Genomic DNA, 19,554 nt, shown 5'->3' with positions numbered 1-19,554 from the left:
ACAGGATAGCGGCATTCCCCGGCAGATGGGGAAATTGCCGCGACATCGTGTCGAGCCGCTCAGGCAAACGGATGCCGGCCCGGGAGTCCGGCAGGAATCCCAGCGGGAGCGCAGCGCGGCGCACCCACCGGCATCAGGGCGTCGGCCGCCGTGTTGCGGCGGGGCCAGCTGCGCGGCGAAATGCCGACCAGACGGCTGAAAGTGCGGGTGAAATGGCTCTGGTCGGCGAAGCCGCAGGCCAGCGCCACATCGGCCAAGGTCTGCGACCCGTCGCGCATCAGCGCCTTGGCGTGGTCGATCCGCCGTTGCAGCAACCATTGGTATGGGGTGGTGTTGGCGGTGCGGCGGAAGGCCCGGACGAAATGCCCCACCGACAGCCGGCATTCGGCAGCAAGATCCGCCAGACGGATTTCCCCGTCCAGGTTGGCGGCGATCATCTCCTTCACCCGCTTTTCCTGCCAGGGCGCCAGCGTGCCCCCGGTCCTGGCTGTGCTGACCCGGCCATAGGCGGTCACGATGTGGGTCGCCAGGGCCGAGCAGACATGGTCGACATACAGCAGGCTGATCCGCTCGGGGAATTCGAGCGTCGGCAGGATGGCCGATGCCAACGCCCGCACCGTCGGATCGTCAACCGGGGTGCTGGGCCTGATCGACAGATCCTCCAACCGGCCGCCGCTGGTATCGGGGCAAGCGCTCTCCAGCGCCGCGCGGGGCAGATGAAAGGTCAGCGTGTCGAAGGCCGTGTACATGTGGCAATCGATCCTGCGGCGGTAGTCGTGGATCGTGGTCAGGCCGGCGATGTTGCCGGGCTTTTCGACAAGCCTGCCGTCGACCCAGATGTCGGAGCGGAAGTTGGACAGATGATGGCTGACCAGGAAGGCATCCTCCGATGCCGGACTGAAGCGGCCGACTCCTCCGGCAATGCACCGGATCCGCGCCACCCCCACCGTGCTGCCACCCGAGCCGAGAACCAGAACCTCAGGCTTTTCCGGCGTCGGAACGTAGCGCATCAGCAGATTGCTCTGTTGGGCCGAGGCCATGGGGCATCTCCGTTGGCGTGCTGGCGGGGCCTTCCAAGGAAGAGGAGCCACCGCCTGACTTGCCCACACAGAGTACCCGCGACCATATGCCGCAATCCACTAGACGCAGATTAGCCCCGGCAGTGTTTAGGTCGAGCAGCCCTAGACCTTGGTCTAGGTTTCCGACCTTCGATACAGGATTTCCCCGATGCGATTACTAAATTAGCAATTTCAGAGGAAACGGTCGAGCGCGGCGATTGCCGTTTCAGGCGCCGACATGTGGGGCAGATGCCCCGACGCGTCCAGGATCTCCAGGGCGCTGCCCGTCAGATGGTCTCGCAGGAACTCCGCTGCTTTGCACGTCACCGCGGCATCCTGCCGGGTCTGCAGAATGACGGCAGGGACTTTGACGTCTGCAAGGCGGCTGCGGACGTCGCTGTGCAGAATGGTCAGCAGCAGTGACAGCGCCATGTCCGGGCGCATCGCCCGCAAGGTCGCAACGAACTCGCACACCGTCGGATCCTGCGCCGGGCGGGAGACAACCGTCTGGCCGAAGCTGGCCGTCCACTGCATGTAGTCGTGGGTAGCGCTGTCGATCAGACGGTCGATGTCGGCAGGGTCGAAACCGCCGCGATAGTCGCCGACATTGCGATAGCAGGCCGACGCGCCCAACATCACCAGCTTGCGGAACAGGGAGGGCGCCTGGATGGAGGCTAGCGCCGCCACCATTCCCGCCACGGAATGGCCGACGCGGACGCAACTCCCGACCCTGAGGGCGTCGAGGACCGCCACCACGTCGCAGGCATAGGCATCCAGCGTGCCATAGCTGGCATATCGGCAATCGGGACTGGAACGGATCGGCGGTTCAGCGGCGGTTCAGCGGCGAAGCTGCCGGCCGACGGCGCAACCGGCCTGGACCACCGCCGCCTCCGCCCTTCGCACATGGCGGGTCATGCTGGCGAAGGAATGGGGAAGCCCGTCATGCAGGACCAGCCGGTGCGGGATACGGGCCTGTACCAACCTTTGGGCGAGGCGCAGGCTGTCGTCGCGCAGGCAATCCAGCCCGGCCGCCGCCACATGCAGCGGCGGCAGCCCGCGCAGGTCGGCCAACAGGGGCGCCGCCGCAGGATCGCGCGTGAATCCGCCATGGCCGAGATATTGCTGCCAGTACCAGCGCATCCGGTCCGTCGTCAGGCCAAAGCGTCCGTCTCCGAACAGCCGGTGCGAGTCGGTATCGAAATCATGGGCGAACATGCCATAGAGCAGCATGGCGAAGGACAGAGGCGGACCGGGCTCGTGCCGCGCATCGAGGGCGAGGCCGAGCGCAAGGTTGGCGCCTGCCGAATCGCCGCCGACTGCGATCCGTTCGGGATCGAGGCCATGGCAGGCGCCATGACGCACCACCCAGCGCAGGGCGGCCAGCGCCTCTCCGCGCTGATGGGGAAAGCGCCGCTCGGGCGCGAGGCTGTAGGCGACAGCGCAGACGACCGCGCCACTGTACTTGGCCAGCAGTCGCAGCAACCGGTCATGGGTATCGATGGAGTTCACGACGAAGCCGCCGCCGTGGAAATAGATCAGCACCGGCAGAGGATGGCCCTGGGCGTCGTCATCCTCGGACCCTGCCGGGGGCCGGATCAGCCGCAGACGCAAGGGACCGGCCGGGCCATCCACGATGACATCCCGGACGTCGGCAGACAGCGCCGGGCCATTGAGGAAGGCGTGGTGGCGCTCCGCCGCGTCGCGGGCCTCGGCCAGCGGCAGGCGCAGCGGGTCGGCGGGAACCAGACCGGCACGGGCGGTCAGTTCCGCCAGCTCTATGACCTGCGGATCCAGCAGGTCTCGCTGAAGCGGCAGAACGGTGTCCGGCATCGACGCTCTCCCCGGAAGTCAGAGGATGTAGGACATGACGAGGTACAGCACCGCTTCGCCATCTCCTGCATTGCGGTAGCGGTGGGGGGCGTCCGCCTCGAAAAGGATCGAATCGCCCTCCTCCAGCCGGTGACCGCCATCGGCGGTGGCGATCTCCACCCGGCCTCGGCCGACCAGGATGTTCTCGACGGTGCCGGGGGAATGACCGTCGGACGCCTCGTCGGCGCCCGGAGCCAAGCGCAATTCGTAGAACTCCACCTGCCGCTCGCCCTTCAGCGGGAAAAGGGCGCGGGAGGTGAAGAGCCCATCGCGGGAGGTCAGGCTGCGCTGCTCCACCCGCCGGATCACCGTGGTACCGGCGTCGGCGCCGCTGCTGAGCAGGCTGGAAAAGGACAGGTCCAGCGCCTTGGCCACCGTCCACAGCGTGCCGATGTCGGGACGGTGCCGCCCTTCCTCAATGGCCAGCAGAATATGCGGATCGCTGCCGGACAACTGTGCCAGCCCCTCCACCGACAGACCCTGGCGCCGGCGGAAGCCGCGCAGATTGTCGCCGATCACCCCAACCAGCCGGTCGAGGGACGGCGGAGTGGAGGATTGGACGGCGGATGGGGCGGTATCGATCGTCATGGCTCCAGTCTCCTGCGGCAGGACCGGCCGGAGCGACGCGGCTCACCCCGACAGCTGGCGGAATAATTGAACACCATTAATTCCTATATTGCAAGTAGGAAATTTCATGCACATTATGTGGATTACAGAGATTTTTGAAATTAAAACACATTATTAAATTGTATATTCTGAAGCGACGTACAGAAATGCAGAGCGCTCCGCGTATCCGGGATCGCCGGACAGACGGAGCGCTGGTTGGATCGAATGATGGGCGGCGTGCCTTTCAAGGCACCGTGGCGTCAGAAGCGCAAGCTGTCACTCGTGGCGCTGCTTTCCGGCAAAACGTTCCAGCGCGCGGCGCGCGGCGTCGAAGGCGTCGCGGATGGCAGCATCGGCGCTCTCGTGGCCATGGCTGCCGGGTTTGTCGCTGTGAACGACCAGTTCGTCTCCGGGCACGGACAGGGCGACCTGGACGGAAAACTGCTTGCCTTGATGCTGGTGGCGGTGCGGAACCTCGAAGACCACGCGCTTTGCCATGATCGTCCCGAAGAAGCGGTCGAGCTTGTCGGCATGCTCGCGAATCAGATGCTCCAGGGCGGGAGAGGGCTCGATGTTGCGGAAGGCGATCTGCACCGGTTGACGCATGACCATACTCCTTGTTCTACGCGCGGGACGGGGCGCTTTGGCGACTTCCCCCCGCGGGGCCCGCCTCCTCCGCCGGCCCTTCTGTAGAGAACCGGCGAGGGGGCTTGGTGATCTCAGGATCGCACACTGGCGGATTCGCGCATTAATCTGGGTCAATGCGGCCTATGGTTGACAGCTGTAGACTCCCGCCCGTTTCCAGGCCGAACCGGGTTTCAGGTCAGGCCGATCAGACGGATCAGGGTCAGGCTGATTGCCCCCAGAACCAGCAGGCAGAGGATGACCGCCGCGGTGACCCGCCCACCGGCCCGCGCCACCGTCCGCACGTCCACCCCCAGCCCCAGCGCCGCCATCGACACCACGGTCAGCAATGTCGCCGCATGCTCCATCGCCGGCAAGGCAACCTGCGGAATGAGGTCGAACGAGCGCAGGGCGATCATCGCCAGGAACCCCTGGATGAACCACGGCACCAGATGATGGACCGGCGGGCGGCCCGGACGCGGACAGTCCGCAGCCGTCGCCGCCCCCTCCTCGCCCAGCTTGGGTGCCAGCAGCGACAGCAGCAGGCAGACCGGCCCCAGCATCAGCACCCGCACCAGCTTCACCAGCGTGCCGATCTGCACGGCGGTGGCACCCAGCGGTGCGGTGGCGGCGATCACCTGCGGCACGGCATAGACGGTCAGACCGGCCAGCGCGCCATACTGCACCCCGCTCAGCCGCAGCCCGATGCCGAGCAGCGGCAGGCCGAGAACGACAGCGACACCCAGCACGGCGGTGAAGGCAATGGAGGCGGCGACATCGTCGCTGTGCGCGTCGATCACCGGCGCCACCGCGGCGATGGCCGAGTTGCCGCAGATCGCGTTGCCGCAGGCGACCAGCACCGCCATCCTCACCGGCAGGCCGAGCAGACGCCCGATCCCGAACCCGGCCAGCAGCGCCAACGCCACCACCCCGGCGATGCCCAGCAGCAGGGCCGGCCCCGCCGACAGGATGGTCGCGGCACTGACCGACGCGCCAAGCAGAATCACCGCCACCTCCAGCAGGATCTTGGCGGAAAAGGCGATGCCTGGATGCCAGCGCGCCGACGGCGTCCAGGCGGTGCGGAGCGCGGTGCCGATCAGGATGGCCAGAACCAGCGCCTCGATCCACGCCTCGCCGAACAGAGCCACCTCGGCCGAAGCGGCGGCGAAGGCGAGAGCCGTGACGGCAACGCACAGGGCAAGGCCGGGCAGAAGAATACGGGCATGGAAAAGCATAGGCTTTCCCGGCACCCCCTTTGCGGGTGCCACGGTGTCAGGAACCATGGGATGGGTCTCCGGAAGCAGTTGGGAACAGAAAACACCGTTCCCATGCGTAAAATTATGAAGACCGCTTCCGATCACATCCAACGCAAAGATATGATCAATTCGATAATTTTGATTTATGGATCAGGCGGGAAGGCAGTCGTCGAACTCGGGTGCCTGCCAGGATCCGCCGAGGTCGACGTTGCGCAGCAGAAGCACCAGCTCGTCGCGCGAGCGGGTGACGGCGGTGTAGAGCCAGCGCCAGCGATGCTCCCGGAAGGCGGCCGAATCGTCGACCACCGTGACCGACGGGAATTCCGACCCCTGGGAGGCGTGGCAGGTGATCAGCCACGCCCAGTCGTAAAGCTGGATGTCCTTGCCGACCCGCGGCTGGACCATCCCTTCGGTGTAATGGGCCTGGAACATCCAGGGATGGACCATCAGCTTGCTGCGCGACCGGACCTCGTCCTCCATCTGCACGCCGAGCGACCACAGCCCGGCGTCGCGCCCCTGCCCTTCGGCCGCCGGACGGGTCAGGGCGCCGATCATGCCGTTGTAGAGCCCCTCGTCCTTCTGGTTGCGCCGGCAGATGACCCGCTCCCCCGTCTGCGGCATCACGGAGTCGTGGCCGAGCAGCTTGCGCATCCGCTTGGTATAGGTGGTGCGCACGCGGTGGGTGCCGCAGATCGCCTGAGACGACGGCCGCATCACCAGCGACTGGGTGCGCTGCTCCAGCGGCAGGACATGGACCTTGCCGACCGAGCCGAAACGCCGGGGCATCTCCTGCCGGCGCAGCAGGTGGGCCAAGCGGATGACCGGGCTTTCGCGGGCGGTGCGGTGCGGCTCGGTCAGGCGGAAATCGGGTTCGCCGCTGGTGAACAGCCCCTGGCCGGAAACCGGCGGCAGCTGGTAATCGTCGGCGATGACCAGGATCTTCTTTTCGGTCCGCATCAGGTCGCGCGCCAGATCGTCGCCGATCATCGATCCCTCGTCGCAGACGATCAGGTCGGCGTCGGCCACCGGCCCGTCGCTGCGGCGGGAGAAGAACAGCTCGCCGGTGTCGCCGTCCTTGCGCGGGGCATAGAGCAGCGAATGCAGGGTCGCCGCCCCCTCGATCCCCTTCTGGCGCAAGACCTGGGCCGCCTTGCCGGTGGGGGCGCCGACCACATAGTCGGTCAGCCGGCGGCGTTCCAGCAGATGCTCCAGCACGAAGGCGGTGGTCTTGGTCTTGCCGGTCCCGGCCTCCCCGGCCAGCCAGAAAACCTGCTGGGCACTGTCGTCCTTGTACCAAGCGTCGATCGCCTTGATGGCGCGATGCTGCTCGTCGGTCGGGGTGTCGGACTGCATTGGATCGAACCGGGATCAAACCATGAATGAAGATGGCACAGTAGTCCGACCGCCCACCGCCGGTCCATAGAACTTCGCTGCGGCGACACCATCTCCTCCGGGACCATGGTTTCAGAGGAACCGGTACGCATGCGTAATCCCTATTGGCAGGGTCCTGTCACCTCGAATTTCGACGGGCTGCGTTTTTTCAATCCCGGCGAACCGGAAACCGACCGCGGCTTCCGCGAACTGCTTCGCTGGCAGCTGGGCCGGAAGGCGGTCAAATGGCCGCGGCAGGTGGCGGTGACGCCGGTGATGCCGGCCCGGAGCGTCGCCGGTCTCCGCGTGACGGTGGTGGGGCATGTCACGACCCTGGTGCAGGCCGCCGGGCTGAACATCCTGACCGACCCGGTTTGGTCCGACCGCGCCAGCCCGGTCCGCTTCGCCGGGCCGAAGCGGGTGACCGCGCCGGGCATCCGCTTCCACGACCTGCCGAAGATCGACGCGGTGCTGGTGTCGCACAATCATTACGACCATCTCGACGTGGCGACGCTGAAACGCCTGCACGACCGCGACAGGCCGCTGATGGTCACGCCGCTCGGCAACGACGTCATCCTGCGCAAGCATATCCCGGGGGTACGGACCGCGGTGGGCGACTGGTGGAGCCGGTTCGAACTGGCCCCGGGGACCGAGATCCACATCGTTCCGGCCAACCACTGGTCGGCACGCACCGGGCGCGACCGGCGGATGGCGTTGTGGGGCGGCTTCGTCCTGCGCACGCCGGCCGGATCGGTCTATTTCGCCGGCGACACCGGCTATGGCACCGGCGCGGCCTTCCGCGCCATCGGCGGGCGACTGGGGGCTTGCGATCTGGCCCTGCTTCCCATCGGTGCCTATGAGCCGCGCTGGTTCATGGCGGCCCAGCATTGCGACCCGGACGAGTCGGTGCGGATCATGCTGGACGTCGGGGCGAAGAAGGCCGTCGGCATCCATTGGGGCACCTTCGCCCTGACCGACGAGGCGCGGGACGAGCCGCCGCAGCGGCTGCGCACCGCACTTGCCGGCCATGGCATCGATCCTGCCCGCTTCGAAGTGGGCCATCCCGGAACGGTGGTGGACGCATGACCGGCTTCACCGCCGGCTCAGACGATGCCGAGATCGCCGCGGTCACCAACGATGTGCTGGGCCATTTCGGCGGCAAGCAGGCCAGCGCCACCCCGGCGGATGTGGCGGCGCCGCGGCGCTGAGGCATCGGCGCCGCCACCGCCGGCTTGCTCACGCGGGTGTCGGCGCCTGTTCCGGCAGGACGCCGGAGGCCTTCAGTTCCCGCCAGAAGTCGGCCGGGATCGGCTGGCCCATCAGCGTCACATTCTCCTGCACGCGCGCTGGATTCTTGGTACCGGGAATGACCGAGGCGACGACCGGATGCGCGGCACAGAATTGGAGGGCCGCGGCGCGCAGATCGACGCCATGGCGCTTGGCGATCTCCGCCAGCCGGTTGCGGGCCGCCACCTTGTCGGGCGACGCCTCCTGATATTCGAAATTTTTGCCCCCAGCGATGATGCCGGAATTGTAGGGGCCGCCGACCACCACATGCACGCCGCGTTCGGCACAGCGCGGGAACAGCTCGTCAAGCGCCGGCTGGTTCAGCAGGCTGTAGCGTCCGGCCAGCAGGAAGACGTCCGGATCCGCCCGCTCCAACGCCATCACGCAGGGCTCCACCCGGTTGACGCCCAGGCCCCAACCGCCGATCACCCCCTCCTCGCGCAGCTGGGTCAAGGCGACGGCGGCACCCTTCATGGCGGTGTCGAACACCTCCAGCCAGCGGTCGCCATGGGCGTCCTCGGCGCAGTCATGGATATAGGCGATGTCGATGCGCGCCATGCCCAACCGCTGCAAACTGTCCTCGATGGAGCGCCGCACGCCGTCGGCGGTGTAGTCGTAATCGACGCGGAACGGCAGGCCCTTCACAAAGGGACCATGCTGGCCGCCCTTGCTGGCGTCGGCGCGCAACAGCCGGCCCACCTTGGTCGACAGGACGAATTCGTCACGCGGGCGGCTGCGCAGGACATGGCCGAAGCGGTGCTCGGAAATACCCGGTCCATATTCCGGCGCGGTGTCGAAATAGCGGATGCCGGCGTCCCAGGCGGCGTCGAGGGTGGCTTCGGCTGCCTCGTCCGTCACCTCCTCGAACATGTTGCCGAGGGGCGCCCCGCCGAAGCCGAGTGGGCCGGGCGGTGCGAAATGGGTGCTGTTGGACATGGGATGGCCTTTCCGTCATTGGAGCTGGTCGATGCTCCCGGTCAACGCCGCGCTTCGGCCGGCCGTTCCTGCCTCATCCGGCCTCTACAGACTGTCCAGCCGGCGCTTGATTGGCATTCCGGCGATGCCCAGCTTGCTACGCGGAATAGATGGGGATCAGGGCGCAGATGGCGACGGGAGCGGACGAAAGCACGGAAATTCTCGCAGAAGCCCACCGTATTCTCGCCGCCGGGGAGGAAAGCGCCTTGACATCCCCGGCGACGCTGGGCGATCTGGCCGCCCTGCTCGCCGATATCTTCGACGAAAGCTACACCGCCGAACGGGTGCTGGCATTGCTGACGCCCGCCCGGCGCCGCGCCTTGACGAGCCGCTTCGCCGCGCCGGATGCGAGAGGCGGCGCCGGGGTCTGGCTGCCGGCCGAGATTCTGGACCGGTTGCGCAGCGTCGCCGACACGCCGCTCGACGCCATCCGCGCCCTTCTGGACAGCGGGCGCGGCCTACCCGAACCTGGCAGCGAGGAGCATTGCCGCAAGCGCCGTTGCGCGCCCGAGGTGCTGCTTTCCGACCCCGGCGGCTGGCAATGCCGGACCTGCGGCCTGACCGGGCGGGTCGATCTGCCGCCCAATCCCATCGTCGCCGGCCACCTGACCGGCCAACGCGCCCGCATCGCCGAACTGCACGCCCTGGCCGCCGCGATCCATGACGGCTGGGGTGCCGGCGCGCGCTTCACCGTTGCCGATGCCGCCGCCCACCGCCAGCCCGGCATCCCAGGCGACCGCGACCGGCTGAAGGCGCTGCTGGCGGACCTGCTGCGCGACGGTCTGCTGGAAGAGGCGCCCGGCCCGCGCGGCGGCGCCGGCTACCGCGTGCTGGAGGAACCGCCGGACTGGCTCGCCGACGCCCTGGCCGAGCGCCGCCACCAGCGCGAGGCGGAGGCGCGTGTCCGCGAGGACCGTGCCGCCGCCCTGCGCACGGTTCTGGAGAACGGGCTGACCCACGTCACCGCCGGCGGGGAGCTTGTCGAGATCGCGCAGAACGACCGCGGCCTGGAATTGCGCTTTCCTGCCATCCCATCCTGGGACTTGCGGGAAAGAGATGAAGCGGCAGGGCCATTGCCGCTGGGATGGACGGCGGCGGGCGCTGGTGCCCCCCTGTCGCCCGTCACCAGCGTCGAACCCTGGCTGGCCGCCGCGCTCGACGCCGGCGCCACGGTGGCGCCGCTGGGAACCGCCGACCCCGATGCCGAGGATTGGGGATATGAGGAGTGGCCGGACTGAAACGCCATCCGGCTTACAAATCAACCTCCAGCGTCACCTTCACCGGATCGAGCACCACCATCGTCTGAAAGGACTGCACCAGGTCATTGTCGGCGAACAGACGGCGCGACAGAACCTCGTAGCTCGCCATGTCCGGGACCAGCAGGATCAGGACGAAGCTCGCCTTGCCGGTGATGAAATAGCATTGCTGCACCTCGGGAGCCTCGCGGAACAGCCGCTTGGCGGCGGCGATGACGGGCGAACGGTCATTGACCGTCTGGACCTCCACCACCACCGTCACGCCCTGCCCGACCGCCACCGGATCGACGACCGCCACATTGCGGCGGATGATTCCGGCCGTCTCCATCCGCGCAATGCGGCGCTGCACCGCCGGGGCGGAGAGATGGACCGCCTCGCCGATCTCCCGCTGCGAGGTCTTGTTGTCCTGTTGCAGGATGCGCAGGATCGCGCGGTCCTGCTCGTCGAGCTGATCCGGCGGGCGAGCGATCGTTGAGCGCATGGCGGCTTTCGCGAAAAAATTATGCATCGACCGGGCGAAACTTAAACGCCCAGCGCACCCCCGTCACAGTATCTTTTCGTTCGAACCCATCTGCGGGAGCCCGCGCGTGACGAACGCCTCCTTCGACTCCACCACGCTCGCCCGGCCGGAGCCGGCGCTGCTGCCGCTACTGGTCCTGCTGGCGTCGCTGCTGTCGCAATATGTCGGGGCGGCCTCGGCAAAGTCGCTGTTCCCGCTGGTCGGGGCGGAGGGGGTGACCGGCCTTCGCGTCGGGCTGTCGGCGCTGATGCTGCTGGCGATTCTAAGGCCCTGGCGCAGCCTGCCGGGACGGGCGGACCTGGGCAACCTGCTGGTCTATGGCGCCACGCTGGGGGCGATGAACCTGTCGATCTACCGTGCCATGGAGCTGATCCCCATCGGCATCGCCATCGCCATCGAGGTGACCGGACCGCTGGCGGTGGCGCTGCTCGGCTCGCGCCGGCTGAAGGATTTCCTGTGGATCGCCTGCGCCGTGGCGGGCCTTGCCCTGCTGCTGCCGTTGCGGGAAGCATCCGGCACGCTGAACCCGGCCGGCATCGCCTATGCGGCGGCGGCGGCCTTCTGCTGGGCGCTCTACATCGTGTTCGGCAAACGCGCCTCCGCCCTGCCGGGCGGGCAGGCGGTGGCCTGGGGCATGCTGGTCGCCGCCAGCTTCACCGTCCCGCTCGGCATCGCCCATGCCGGTGGCGGACTGCTGGTCCCGGCGGTCCTGCTCACCGGGCTGGCGGTGGCGGTGCTGTCCAGCATGGTGCCCTACCTTCTGGAGATGATGGCGCTCCGCCGCCTGCCCAGCCATGTCTTCGGGCTTGCCGTCAGCGCCTCCCCCGCGGTGGCGGCGCTGATCGGCTTCCTGATGCTGGGCGAGCGGCTGAGCGCGCTTCAGTGGGCGGCCATCGCCTGCATCATGTTCGCCTCGGCCGGCAGCGCGCTCGCCAAGGGCAGGCGCGGCCGGACGTGACGCCCTTCTCCCGTCAGGTTGCCCGGACGGGCCGGTCGGTGGCGGGGATCTCAAGGTCGAGCAGCGCCGACGCCAAGCATTTGCCATGGGCGTCGAGCGCCAGGGACCGCGTCACACCGCCGCCCAGCGCCTGCCGCATCACGAAGTTCAGGGCGCCGACGCTGGGGATGGTGTAGCGCACCACCTCGCCATGGACGACCTCGTGGAACAGCTCCTTTACGCGGTCGGCGGTGACATGGGCCTCGATCAGCGGATAGTCCGCCTCGTCGAAGGCGATGACGGAGATGTTGGAGATGTCGCCCTTGTCGCCGGTGCGGGAATGGGCGATGTCGCGGAGTTTCATGTCAGGCCTCCATAAACTCGATGGCGGGCTTCGCCAGCTCGCGGGGCAACAGGGCGGACAGCATTGCCACAACGTCCTTCGCCGATTTGGTGGCGCCGCCGCCGCTGGCTGGGCCGTTGGTGTAGAGGGTTTCCACCTCGTTGCCGATGCGCTGCGCCTCCTTCAGGCTGCCGGTGCGGCCGACGACGCGGACGCGCACCTCGTAAGGCTCCTGCCCGCCAGCGGTGGACAGTGCGCCGCCATGGATGGAATCGACGCCAATCAGGTCGAAGCGCAGCTCGGTCGTCGCGACTCCGGTCAGCGCCAGACGTTCGCGCACGATCTCCAGTGCCAGCCGACCGCGAGCAAGCGCGCCGGGTCCGGCGTAGGAGATCTGCCCCTCGCCGATGAAGCTGTCGATATAGCCGACCGAAACCTTCAGCGTGCCGGGACGCTGGCGCCCGGTGGCGCCGGTTACCCGCACCCGGTCCGGCCCCTCCTGGACAAAGCGGACCTGCGAGAAATCGGCCACCACGTCCGGGGTCAGATAGGCGGCGGGGTCGTGGATCTCGTAGAGCAGCTGCTCCTTGCAGGTGGCGGTGGTCACGGCGCCGCCGGAACCGGCCACCTTGGTGATGACGGCGCTGCCGTCCTCGCCCACCTCGGCAATCGGGAAGCCGAGCCGGGCCAGATCGGCCACGTCCTTCACACCGGGGTCGGCGAAATAGCCGCCGGTGACCTGACCAGCGCATTCCAGCAGATGGCCGACCACCGTTCCCTTGCCCAGCCGGTCCCAGTCCTCCATCGACCAGCCGAATTCGAAGATCTGCGGGGCGAGGAACAGGGCCGGGTCGGCGACGCGACCGGTGATGACGATGTCGGCCCCGGCCTTCAGCGCCGCGACGATGGGAGCGGCGCCGAGATAGGCGTTGGCCGAAACCAGCTTGCCGGCCATCGCGGACACCGGCTCACCGGTCTCCTCGATCCGGTGGTCGCCCGACTTCAGCGTCTCCAGCACGTCGTCGCCGGACACCGCGGCGATCTTCAGCCCGCCGAGGCCGAGCGAGCGGGCGATCTCCCGCGTCCTGGCGGCGGCGGCGGCCGGATTGGCAGCGCCCATGTTGGTGACGATGCGGATGCCCTTGGCATGGCAGGGCCGCAGCACCGCCAGCATGCGCTCGGCCAGCAGCGGATCGTAGCCTTGAGCCGGGTCCTTCAGCTTGGCGCCCTGGGCGATGGCAATGGTGCGCTCCGCCAAGCATTCGAAGACGAGATATTGGATGTCGCCCTGTTCGGCCAGTTCCACGGCCGGTTCGATGCGGTCGCCGGAATAGCCGGCGCCCGATCCGATGCGGATGGTTTTCATGATGGTGCTCCTGTGTGCGGCCGCCTGTTCAAAACGATGCTTGGGCCGCGTCAGAAGGGAATGACCCCAAGGACGGCCGCGGCGACGGTCATGACCACCGAGGCGGCGAACAGGTAGGGGATCGAGAATTTCTGGTGCTCGCCCAGCCCGATGCCGCACAGGCCGACGACGAGGAAGGTGGCGGGGGTGAGCGGGCTGACCGGGAAGCCGACCGTCATCTGGCCGAGAACGGAGGCCTGGGCGATCTGGATCGGATTGCCGCCCAGCGTCTTATAGACCTCGGCCACCACCGGCATCATGCCGAAATAATAGGAGTCCGGATCGAACAGCAGGCTGAGCGGCATCGAAAGGATGCCCAGCGCGAAGGGGACATGCTGCGCCATCTCCGGCGGGACGAAGGCGACGGCGGACTGGGCCATGGCCGTCAGCATCTTGGTGCCGCTCATGATGCCGGTGAAGACGCCGGCCGCAAGCAGGATGCTCGCCATCATCAGCGCCGCCTTGGCGTGGGCGTCGACGCGGTCCTTCTGCATCTTGACGTCGGGATAGTTGATCATCAGCGCCAGCACGGTGCCGATCATGAACATCACCACCGGATCGACCGCGCCCTCGATCATCACGGCCATGATGACGGCGGTCAGGATCAAATTGACCCAGAACAACTTGGGACGGCGGATTTTGATCTGCTCCGGCGTCAGGACGCGCAGAGCCGGGCCGACCGGAGCTGAGCCGACCGGGGTCCCGCCCGCCGCAACCGCGCCACGGGCGAGGCCGAGGCCGAGGCGGCGCTCCTCGCGCTTGCCGAGCAGGAAGGCGACGGTGAAGATGAACAGAAGGCCGACGCCCTGCACCGCGATCAGCGGGTTGAAGATGTCGGTCACCGGCACCTTCAGCGCGGCGGCCGACCGGATCATCGGTCCGGTCCAGGGCAGGAAATTGACGCCGGCCGCCATCGACACGCACAGCGCCAGGATGCGCTTGTCCATGCCCAGCCGGTCATAGAGCGGCAGCATCGCCGGAATGGTGATGAGGAAGCAGACGGCACCCGACCCGTCGAGATGGATCAGCAGCGCCAGCAGGGTGGTGCCGACCGTGATGCGCGCCGGCCGGGTGCCGACAACGCGCAGGATGCGGTCGATGATCGGATCCATCATGCCGGCGTCGGTGACGACACCGAAGAAGATGATGGCGAAGACGAACATGGCGGCGGTCGGCGCGAGCGACCGGATGCCGGCAATGATGAACTTGCTGGTCTCCAGACCGAAACCGCCCACCAGCGCGGCGATGATCGGCACGGCGATCAGCGCGACCAGGGGCGACATCCTGTTGGTCATGATGACAACCAGCAGAACGACGATGGTGGCCAAGCCGAGTAACGCGAGCATGTGACCTCCTCTTTGACCGTTGTTATTGTTGTTTGACGTCCGCTGCACGAACTCTTCGCTCCCTGCGAAGGATCATGACGGAGTCCGCGGGCGACCGGCTGCGATCCCCGAGTAACGCCGCCCAAGCGGATTTCAACAAAACTTCAACTTTTGCAAAACCTGCCGGCAGCAGGGCTTTTCACAGCGCTATCATTCTATCGGACCGTGCCGAACCGGCGGCTTCGATTGACACTGTACGAACCCACAATCAGATTATAGAAATGAATTTGTTGTATCACGGTAATTTGATTCTTCTATAAGAGGCCGGCCATGATCCAGGGAGTGAGACATATCAAGGCCTTCGTCGCCGTCGCGCGGCTCGGCAGCTTCACCAGGGCGGCGGCGGAGGTCAACCTGTCGCAGCCGGCGCTGACCGTGCAGATCCGCCAGCTCGAAGAGAGCTTGGGCGTGCGGCTGTTCGACCGGAACAAGCGCCATGTGGTTCTGACCCAGGCCGGTCGCGACCTGCTGCCGGCCTTGCAGCGGGTGCTGGCCGAAATGGATGCGGTGATGAGCGCCAGCCACGATCTGGCCGGGCTGCGGCGCGGATCGGTGTCGGTCGCCACCCTGCCGTCCGTCGCCGCCGGCCTGTTGCCGATCGCCATCCGCCGTTTTGCCGCCGATCACCCGAACATCGATGTGCGGGTCAGTGACGTCGTCGCCGAGCGGATCATCCAGCTGGTCAAGGCGGAGGAGGTGGATTTCGGGATCGGCAGCCGGGTTGGCCCGGACCGCGACGTCGAAGTGACCGATTTCCTCACCGACCGGATGTGCGCCTTCTTCCCCACCGACCATCCGCTGAACGGGCGGCGTCCATTGCTGCTAAAGGACATCGTTGCATTTCCCATGATCCTGACGGCACGCGGCACCAGCGTGCGCTCATTGGTGGAGCGGGCGCTGGAAAAGGATGGGCTGGAGATCAGCCTGTCCTGCGAGGCGAACTACATGTCGACGGCGGTCGGCATGGTGCGGGCCGGGCTTGGCGTTTCGGTCCTGCCGCAGTCGGCCGTCGATGCGGCCTCCTGCAAGGGCATCGTGGTCGAGCCGATCCATACCGCCGGGCTGGTGCGCCGAATCGGCTTCATCCGCAAGGCCGGCCGTTCGCTGTCGCCGGCGGCGGAGCGATTCGCCGCCCTGCTGCGCGATGTCGCCGGCCCGTCGCTCGCCCACTTCTCCAGCATGGCTGACACCACGAAGCGGTAACGCGACCGGAAGAATTTTTTAACCGGACGGCGTTATTTTCATACCGAAATCAGCCAATCCGATTTCAGACGTCCCTTTGTATTGTAGTATATCAGTTGCCGCCCCCCGAATGCGCGCGACATGAAGGCCCCCATGAAACTCCTGGAAAATCTGACGATACGGGCGAAGCTGACCGCACTGGTCGTCTTGTCCGTCCTGGCCCCGGCGGTCGTGATCGCCATCAGCAGCAGCTTCGCCCACCAGCGCATGGTCGACGACCGCATCGACACCATCCGCTCGGCGGTGGAACTGGCGGTGGGTCTGGCGAAGGGGCTGAACACCGAGGTGGAGGCGGGAACCCTGCCCCGCGAGGAGGCGTTGGTACGCTTCCGCAACGCGGTGCATGCGATGTCCTACCATGACGGCGCCGACTATCTGTTCGCCTACGATCTCAACGGCATCGCCGTCGCCAACCCCTCGAACCACAAGGCGGTCGGTACCGACCGCACGGGCCTCCAGGACAAGGCCGGCAAATATTTCGTCCGGGAGATCGTGGAGACGATGCGCCGGCAGGACAGCGCCATCATCCATTATGTCTGGCCGAAGCTGGGGTCGGACGTGCCGCTGCTCAAGACCAACTATGTCCAGCGCTACCAGCCGCTGGGCCTGATCGTCGGTTCCGGCGTCTACACCGACGACATCGACGCCGCCTATCACGAGTTCCTCGTCAGGGCTGGCACCGCCACGGTGGCTCTGATCGCCGCGCTGGTGCTGATCGCGTTCCTGGTCAATCGCGACATCGTGCGCTCGCTGCACCGGCTGCGCGACAAGATGACCGCGCTCGCCGCCGGAGACCTCGGCGTCACTTTCCCGGAGGCGACGCGGCGCAACGAGATCGGCGGCATGGCCCAGGCGCTGCAGGTTTTCAAGGAGAACGCCCAGGCGAAAGCCAGCCTGGAGGCGAGCCAGGCCGAGCAGGCGGAGCGGGCCGCGACCGAGAAGCGCGACGCGATGACGCAGCTCGCAAGCCATTTCGAGCAGACGGTCGGCAACCTGATCCACGATGTGGCCCGCGAGACCGACGGCATCGAACAGCGGGCCCAGGACATGACGCGCGCCGCCGATCAGACGGGTACGCTGGCCGGCGCCGTCGCCTCTGCAACCGAACAGACCTCGGCCAATGTCCAGACCGTCGCCGCGGCGACGGAGGAACTGACCAGCTCGATCAATGAGATCAGTCGTCAGGTCGGCGAGTCGGCGCAGATCGCCCGCGAAGCGGTCGAAAGCGCCGAACGGGCCAATGGCAAGGTCGAAGGGTTGGCCGGCGCGGTGGAGCGGATCGGTGCCGTGGTGGGCCTGATCAACTCCATTGCCAGCCAGACCAATCTGCTGGCGCTGAACGCCACCATCGAAGCCGCCCGCGCCGGAGAGGCCGGAAAGGGTTTTGCTGTCGTGGCACAGGAGGTCAAGGCACTGGCCAACCAGACCGCAAAGGCCACGGAGGAAATCGCCGCCCAGGTTGCCGGCATCCAGGGCGAGACCACGCAGGCGGTGCAGGAGATCAAGGGGGTGGCGCAGGTCATCGGCCGGGTCAACGATGTGGCCACCTCCATCGCGTCGGCGGTCGAACAGCAGGGTGCGGCGACCCGCGAGATCAGCCGCAACATCCAGCAGGCCGCCCAGGGCAGCCATGAGGTGTCGTCCAGCATCGGCGGCGTGAACCTCGCCGCCGGCAAGAGCGGCAAGGTCGCCTATGAGGTGCTGGAAAATGTGCGGCAGCTGTCCGTGCAGACCGACAGCCTGCGCGAAGAGGTCGCCCGCTTCCTGACGCAGGTGCGGGCCGGCTGAACGGCCATCCGGGGACGCATCGCGGACGCCGCGTCCCCGCCCCCGGCCGCTGGACAGGTAAAGTCAGGTCAAGTCAGGTCACTGGCGCCGGGTTGAACAGGGTCAGCGCGTTCCGCAGCCCCCAGTGATCGGCCCAGGTCTGCCTGCGGCCGCTCGCCACCTCCAGGATTAGGCGGAACAGCTCCCAGCCCACATCTTCGATGCTGGCTTCGCCGGTGGCGATGCGGCCGGCGTCGACGTCGATCAGGTCATGCCAGCGCGACGCCAATTCCGTCCGCGTCGCCACCTTGATCACCGGTGCCATGGCAAGTCCATAGGGCGTGCCGCGGCCGGTGGTGAACACCTCGATGTTGCAGCCCGAGGCAAGTTGCAGCGTGCCGCAGATGAAGTCGCTGGCCGGGGTGGCGGCATAGAGCAGCCCCTTGCGCGTCGCACGCTCGCCCGGCGACAGCACGCCGGCAATCGGGCTGGTTCCCGACTTGGCGATGGAGCCGAGCGCCTTCTCCACCACATTGGCAAGGCCGCCCTTCTTGTTGCCGGGGGTGGGGTTGGCACTGCGGTCGGCCGAACCGACCTGGAGATAATCGTCGTACCAGCGCATTTCACGGATCAGCGCGCGGCCGGTCTCCTCGTCGATGGCGCGCGGGGTGAGCAGATGGATGGCGTCGCGCACCTCCGTCACTTCGGAGAACATGACCGTCGCCCCTGCCCGCACCAGCAGGTCGGCGGCATAGCCGACCGCCGGATTGGCGGTCACCCCGGAAAAGGCGTCGCTGCCGCCGCATTGCAGCCCGACGACGAGGTCGGATGCCGGGCAGGTCTCGCGCCGCCGCTCGTTCAGTTGCACCAGCCGGCGGTCGGCCATCTCCAGGATGGAAGCGACCATGTCGCCGAAGCCCTGATGACGTTCGTCCTGCAAGGTGACGATGCTCGGCTCGCCCCCGGCCGGCAGCAGCCGTTCCGGTTGGAGCTTCTCGCAGCCTAGTCCGACCACCATCACCGCCCCGCCCAGGTTGGGGTTGCGGGCGAGGTTCTGCAGGGTGCGGATCGGTACCGCCGCCCCCGGCGCGTTGATCGCCACCCCGCAGCCATATGTGTGGTTAAGGGCCACCACGTCATCGACGTTGGGGTATTTCGGCAGCAGTTCCTTCTTGATGCGCTCGATGGCGAAATCCATCACCCCGGCGACGCATTGCACGCTGATGCTGATGCCCAGCACATTCTTGGTGCCGACCGTCCCGTCGGGATTGCGGTAGCCCTCGAACGTATAGCCATCCAGAACCGGAGCGTCGGGCGGAACGGCGGTGGCGAGCGGCAGCGTGTCGAGTTCCGGCGGATCGGGCAGGCGGACCAGCGATTCCTCGATCCAGGCGCCACGGCGGATCGGGCGGGCGGCAGTACCGATCACCTGACCGTAGCGGACAATCGACGCCCCTTCCTCCAGATCGGCGAGCGCCACCTTATGGCCCTGCGGCACAAAGTCGGTCAGGACCAGCCCGCACTCGAACTCTGCCCCTGGCGGCAACCCGCCGGAATTCACCACGATCGCGACGTTGTCCTCTGGATGGACCAGGATGTAGAGAGGCTTCTGGGTCATGGCTTGCCCTGACTGTTTGGTCGGGTTGGAGGCGT

Annotated in this window: 19 protein-coding genes; 6 read left to right on the top strand and 13 right to left on the bottom strand. The window is 67.1% G+C overall.

Annotated elements, in window-relative coordinates; translation table 11 throughout:
* Nucleotides 1–59 precede the first annotated feature (59 nt).
* From I71_RS04920 to I71_RS04890, 7 genes are all read right to left on the bottom strand, one after another.
* On the bottom strand, nt 60–1,040 hold the full coding sequence (locus I71_RS04920) for an AraC family transcriptional regulator (RefSeq protein WP_083896977.1): 981 nt from the start codon (nt 1,038–1,040) through the stop codon (nt 60–62).
* A 210-nt stretch (nt 1,041–1,250) separates the two neighbouring features.
* Nucleotides 1,251–1,835 (bottom strand): alpha/beta hydrolase, encoded by a 585-nt coding sequence (locus I71_RS04915; RefSeq protein ID WP_280109853.1) that lies wholly within the window; start codon nt 1,833–1,835, stop codon nt 1,251–1,253.
* A 60-nt stretch (nt 1,836–1,895) separates the two neighbouring features.
* Nucleotides 1,896–2,888, bottom strand: coding sequence for an alpha/beta hydrolase (locus I71_RS04910; RefSeq protein WP_042691486.1), 993 nt, complete (start codon nt 2,886–2,888; stop codon nt 1,896–1,898).
* Between the two features lie 18 nt (nt 2,889–2,906).
* The gene (locus I71_RS04905; protein WP_042691482.1) at nt 2,907–3,515 is read right to left on the bottom strand and encodes a helix-turn-helix domain-containing protein; all 609 of its coding nucleotides are present in this window, start codon (nt 3,513–3,515) and stop codon (nt 2,907–2,909) included.
* Between the two features lie 294 nt (nt 3,516–3,809).
* Nucleotides 3,810–4,139: an HPF/RaiA family ribosome-associated protein gene (locus I71_RS04900; RefSeq protein WP_049975925.1), complete on the bottom strand. Its 330-nt coding sequence runs from the start codon at nt 4,137–4,139 to the stop codon at nt 3,810–3,812.
* Nucleotides 4,140–4,351: 212 nt separating this feature from the next.
* Nucleotides 4,352–5,392, bottom strand: a complete 1,041-nt coding sequence (locus tag I71_RS04895; RefSeq protein ID WP_042691478.1) for a YeiH family protein — start codon at nt 5,390–5,392, stop codon at nt 4,352–4,354.
* Between the two features lie 171 nt (nt 5,393–5,563).
* Nucleotides 5,564–6,766, bottom strand: a complete 1,203-nt coding sequence (locus tag I71_RS04890) for an ATP-dependent RecD-like DNA helicase (RefSeq protein ID WP_042691473.1) — start codon at nt 6,764–6,766, stop codon at nt 5,564–5,566.
* 129 nt (nt 6,767–6,895) lie between these two features.
* On the opposite strand from I71_RS04890, the gene I71_RS04885 reads away from it, so the two are divergent.
* Nucleotides 6,896–7,870: an MBL fold metallo-hydrolase gene (locus I71_RS04885; protein WP_042691469.1), complete on the top strand. Its 975-nt coding sequence runs from the start codon at nt 6,896–6,898 to the stop codon at nt 7,868–7,870.
* Nucleotides 7,867–7,992 (top strand): hypothetical protein, encoded by a 126-nt coding sequence (locus I71_RS40510; RefSeq protein ID WP_280109850.1) that lies wholly within the window; start codon nt 7,867–7,869, stop codon nt 7,990–7,992. The genes I71_RS04885 and I71_RS40510 overlap by 4 nt, the downstream gene beginning before the upstream one ends.
* A 28-nt stretch (nt 7,993–8,020) precedes the next feature.
* Here I71_RS40510 and I71_RS04880 read toward each other — a convergent pair whose 3' ends face one another.
* Nucleotides 8,021–9,007, bottom strand: coding sequence for an aldo/keto reductase (locus I71_RS04880; protein ID WP_042691464.1), 987 nt, complete (start codon nt 9,005–9,007; stop codon nt 8,021–8,023).
* Nucleotides 9,008–9,174: 167 nt separating this feature from the next.
* On the opposite strand from I71_RS04880, the gene I71_RS04875 reads away from it, so the two are divergent.
* Complete coding sequence (locus I71_RS04875) at nt 9,175–10,284, top strand: hypothetical protein (RefSeq protein ID WP_148294146.1); 1,110 nt, start codon at nt 9,175–9,177, stop codon at nt 10,282–10,284.
* 13 nt (nt 10,285–10,297) lie between these two features.
* On the opposite strand, the gene I71_RS04870 is transcribed toward I71_RS04875, so the two are convergent.
* Complete coding sequence (locus I71_RS04870; RefSeq protein ID WP_042691455.1) at nt 10,298–10,783, bottom strand: Lrp/AsnC family transcriptional regulator; 486 nt, start codon at nt 10,781–10,783, stop codon at nt 10,298–10,300.
* A 106-nt stretch (nt 10,784–10,889) separates the two neighbouring features.
* Between I71_RS04870 and I71_RS04865 the strand changes: the two genes are divergently transcribed.
* Nucleotides 10,890–11,780, top strand: a complete 891-nt coding sequence (locus tag I71_RS04865) for a DMT family transporter (RefSeq protein ID WP_085940680.1) — start codon at nt 10,890–10,892, stop codon at nt 11,778–11,780.
* A 13-nt stretch (nt 11,781–11,793) separates the two neighbouring features.
* Here the strand turns inward: I71_RS04865 and I71_RS04860 are convergent, their stop codons facing one another.
* From I71_RS04860 to I71_RS04850, 3 genes are read right to left on the bottom strand one after another with little or no spacing between them, the layout of a single operon-like run.
* Nucleotides 11,794–12,123 carry a hypothetical protein gene (locus tag I71_RS04860; RefSeq protein ID WP_042691452.1) on the bottom strand — a complete coding sequence of 110 codons (330 nt, stop codon included), beginning with the start codon at nt 12,121–12,123 and terminating at the stop codon, nt 11,794–11,796.
* A gap of 1 nt (nt 12,124) precedes the next feature.
* A complete protein-coding gene (locus I71_RS04855; RefSeq protein WP_042691447.1) occupies nt 12,125–13,468 on the bottom strand; it encodes an acyclic terpene utilization AtuA family protein in 1,344 nt (447 codons plus the stop codon).
* A gap of 50 nt (nt 13,469–13,518) precedes the next feature.
* Complete coding sequence (locus I71_RS04850) at nt 13,519–14,853, bottom strand: CitMHS family transporter (protein WP_042691442.1); 1,335 nt, start codon at nt 14,851–14,853, stop codon at nt 13,519–13,521.
* 309 nt (nt 14,854–15,162) lie between these two features.
* Here I71_RS04850 and I71_RS04845 point away from each other — a divergent pair, with 309 nt between their 5' ends.
* Both I71_RS04845 and I71_RS04840 read left to right on the top strand, forming a co-directional pair.
* A complete protein-coding gene (locus I71_RS04845; RefSeq protein WP_042691438.1) occupies nt 15,163–16,095 on the top strand; it encodes a LysR family transcriptional regulator in 933 nt (310 codons plus the stop codon).
* Nucleotides 16,096–16,227: 132 nt separating this feature from the next.
* Complete coding sequence (locus I71_RS04840; RefSeq protein WP_042691540.1) at nt 16,228–17,922, top strand: methyl-accepting chemotaxis protein; 1,695 nt, start codon at nt 16,228–16,230, stop codon at nt 17,920–17,922.
* A gap of 73 nt (nt 17,923–17,995) precedes the next feature.
* Here the strand turns inward: I71_RS04840 and garD are convergent, their stop codons facing one another.
* Nucleotides 17,996–19,519, bottom strand: a complete 1,524-nt coding sequence (gene garD / locus I71_RS04835) for a galactarate dehydratase (protein ID WP_042691433.1) — start codon at nt 19,517–19,519, stop codon at nt 17,996–17,998.
* Nucleotides 19,520–19,554: the final 35 nt, after the last annotated feature.

This window comes from Azospirillum sp. B506 (assembly GCF_000333595.1).
GTDB lineage: Bacteria > Pseudomonadota > Alphaproteobacteria > Azospirillales > Azospirillaceae > Azospirillum.
Note: the sequence above shows the minus strand (reverse complement) of the source record. Positions and strands in the feature narration are given on the sequence as shown.

Bases quoted from the DNA above. Each gene is read 5' to 3' on its own strand.
- I71_RS04885 (WP_042691469.1), top strand. From the start codon at position 6,896: ATGCGTAATCCCTATTGGCAGGGTCCTGTCACCTCGAATTTCGACGGG.
- garD (WP_042691433.1), bottom strand. From the start codon at position 19,519: ATGACCCAGAAGCCTCTCTACATCCTGGTCCATCCAGAGGACAACGTC.
- I71_RS04870 (WP_042691455.1), bottom strand. From the start codon at position 10,783: ATGCGCTCAACGATCGCTCGCCCGCCGGATCAGCTCGACGAGCAGGAC.
- I71_RS04890 (WP_042691473.1), bottom strand. From the start codon at position 6,766: ATGCAGTCCGACACCCCGACCGACGAGCAGCATCGCGCCATCAAGGCG.
- I71_RS04880 (WP_042691464.1), bottom strand. From the start codon at position 9,007: ATGTCCAACAGCACCCATTTCGCACCGCCCGGCCCACTCGGCTTCGGC.
- I71_RS04895 (WP_042691478.1), bottom strand. From the start codon at position 5,392: ATGCTTTTCCATGCCCGTATTCTTCTGCCCGGCCTTGCCCTGTGCGTT.
- I71_RS04910 (WP_042691486.1), bottom strand. From the start codon at position 2,888: ATGCCGGACACCGTTCTGCCGCTTCAGCGAGACCTGCTGGATCCGCAG.
- I71_RS04850 (WP_042691442.1), bottom strand. From the start codon at position 14,853: ATGCTCGCGTTACTCGGCTTGGCCACCATCGTCGTTCTGCTGGTTGTC.
- I71_RS40510 (WP_280109850.1), top strand. From the start codon at position 7,867: ATGACCGGCTTCACCGCCGGCTCAGACGATGCCGAGATCGCCGCGGTC.
- I71_RS04905 (WP_042691482.1), bottom strand. From the start codon at position 3,515: ATGACGATCGATACCGCCCCATCCGCCGTCCAATCCTCCACTCCGCCG.
- I71_RS04860 (WP_042691452.1), bottom strand. From the start codon at position 12,123: ATGAAACTCCGCGACATCGCCCATTCCCGCACCGGCGACAAGGGCGAC.
- I71_RS04845 (WP_042691438.1), top strand. From the start codon at position 15,163: ATGATCCAGGGAGTGAGACATATCAAGGCCTTCGTCGCCGTCGCGCGG.
- I71_RS04920 (WP_083896977.1), bottom strand. From the start codon at position 1,040: ATGGCCTCGGCCCAACAGAGCAATCTGCTGATGCGCTACGTTCCGACG.
- I71_RS04900 (WP_049975925.1), bottom strand. From the start codon at position 4,139: ATGCGTCAACCGGTGCAGATCGCCTTCCGCAACATCGAGCCCTCTCCC.
- I71_RS04855 (WP_042691447.1), bottom strand. From the start codon at position 13,468: ATGAAAACCATCCGCATCGGATCGGGCGCCGGCTATTCCGGCGACCGC.
- I71_RS04875 (WP_148294146.1), top strand. From the start codon at position 9,175: ATGGCGACGGGAGCGGACGAAAGCACGGAAATTCTCGCAGAAGCCCAC.
- I71_RS04840 (WP_042691540.1), top strand. From the start codon at position 16,228: ATGAAACTCCTGGAAAATCTGACGATACGGGCGAAGCTGACCGCACTG.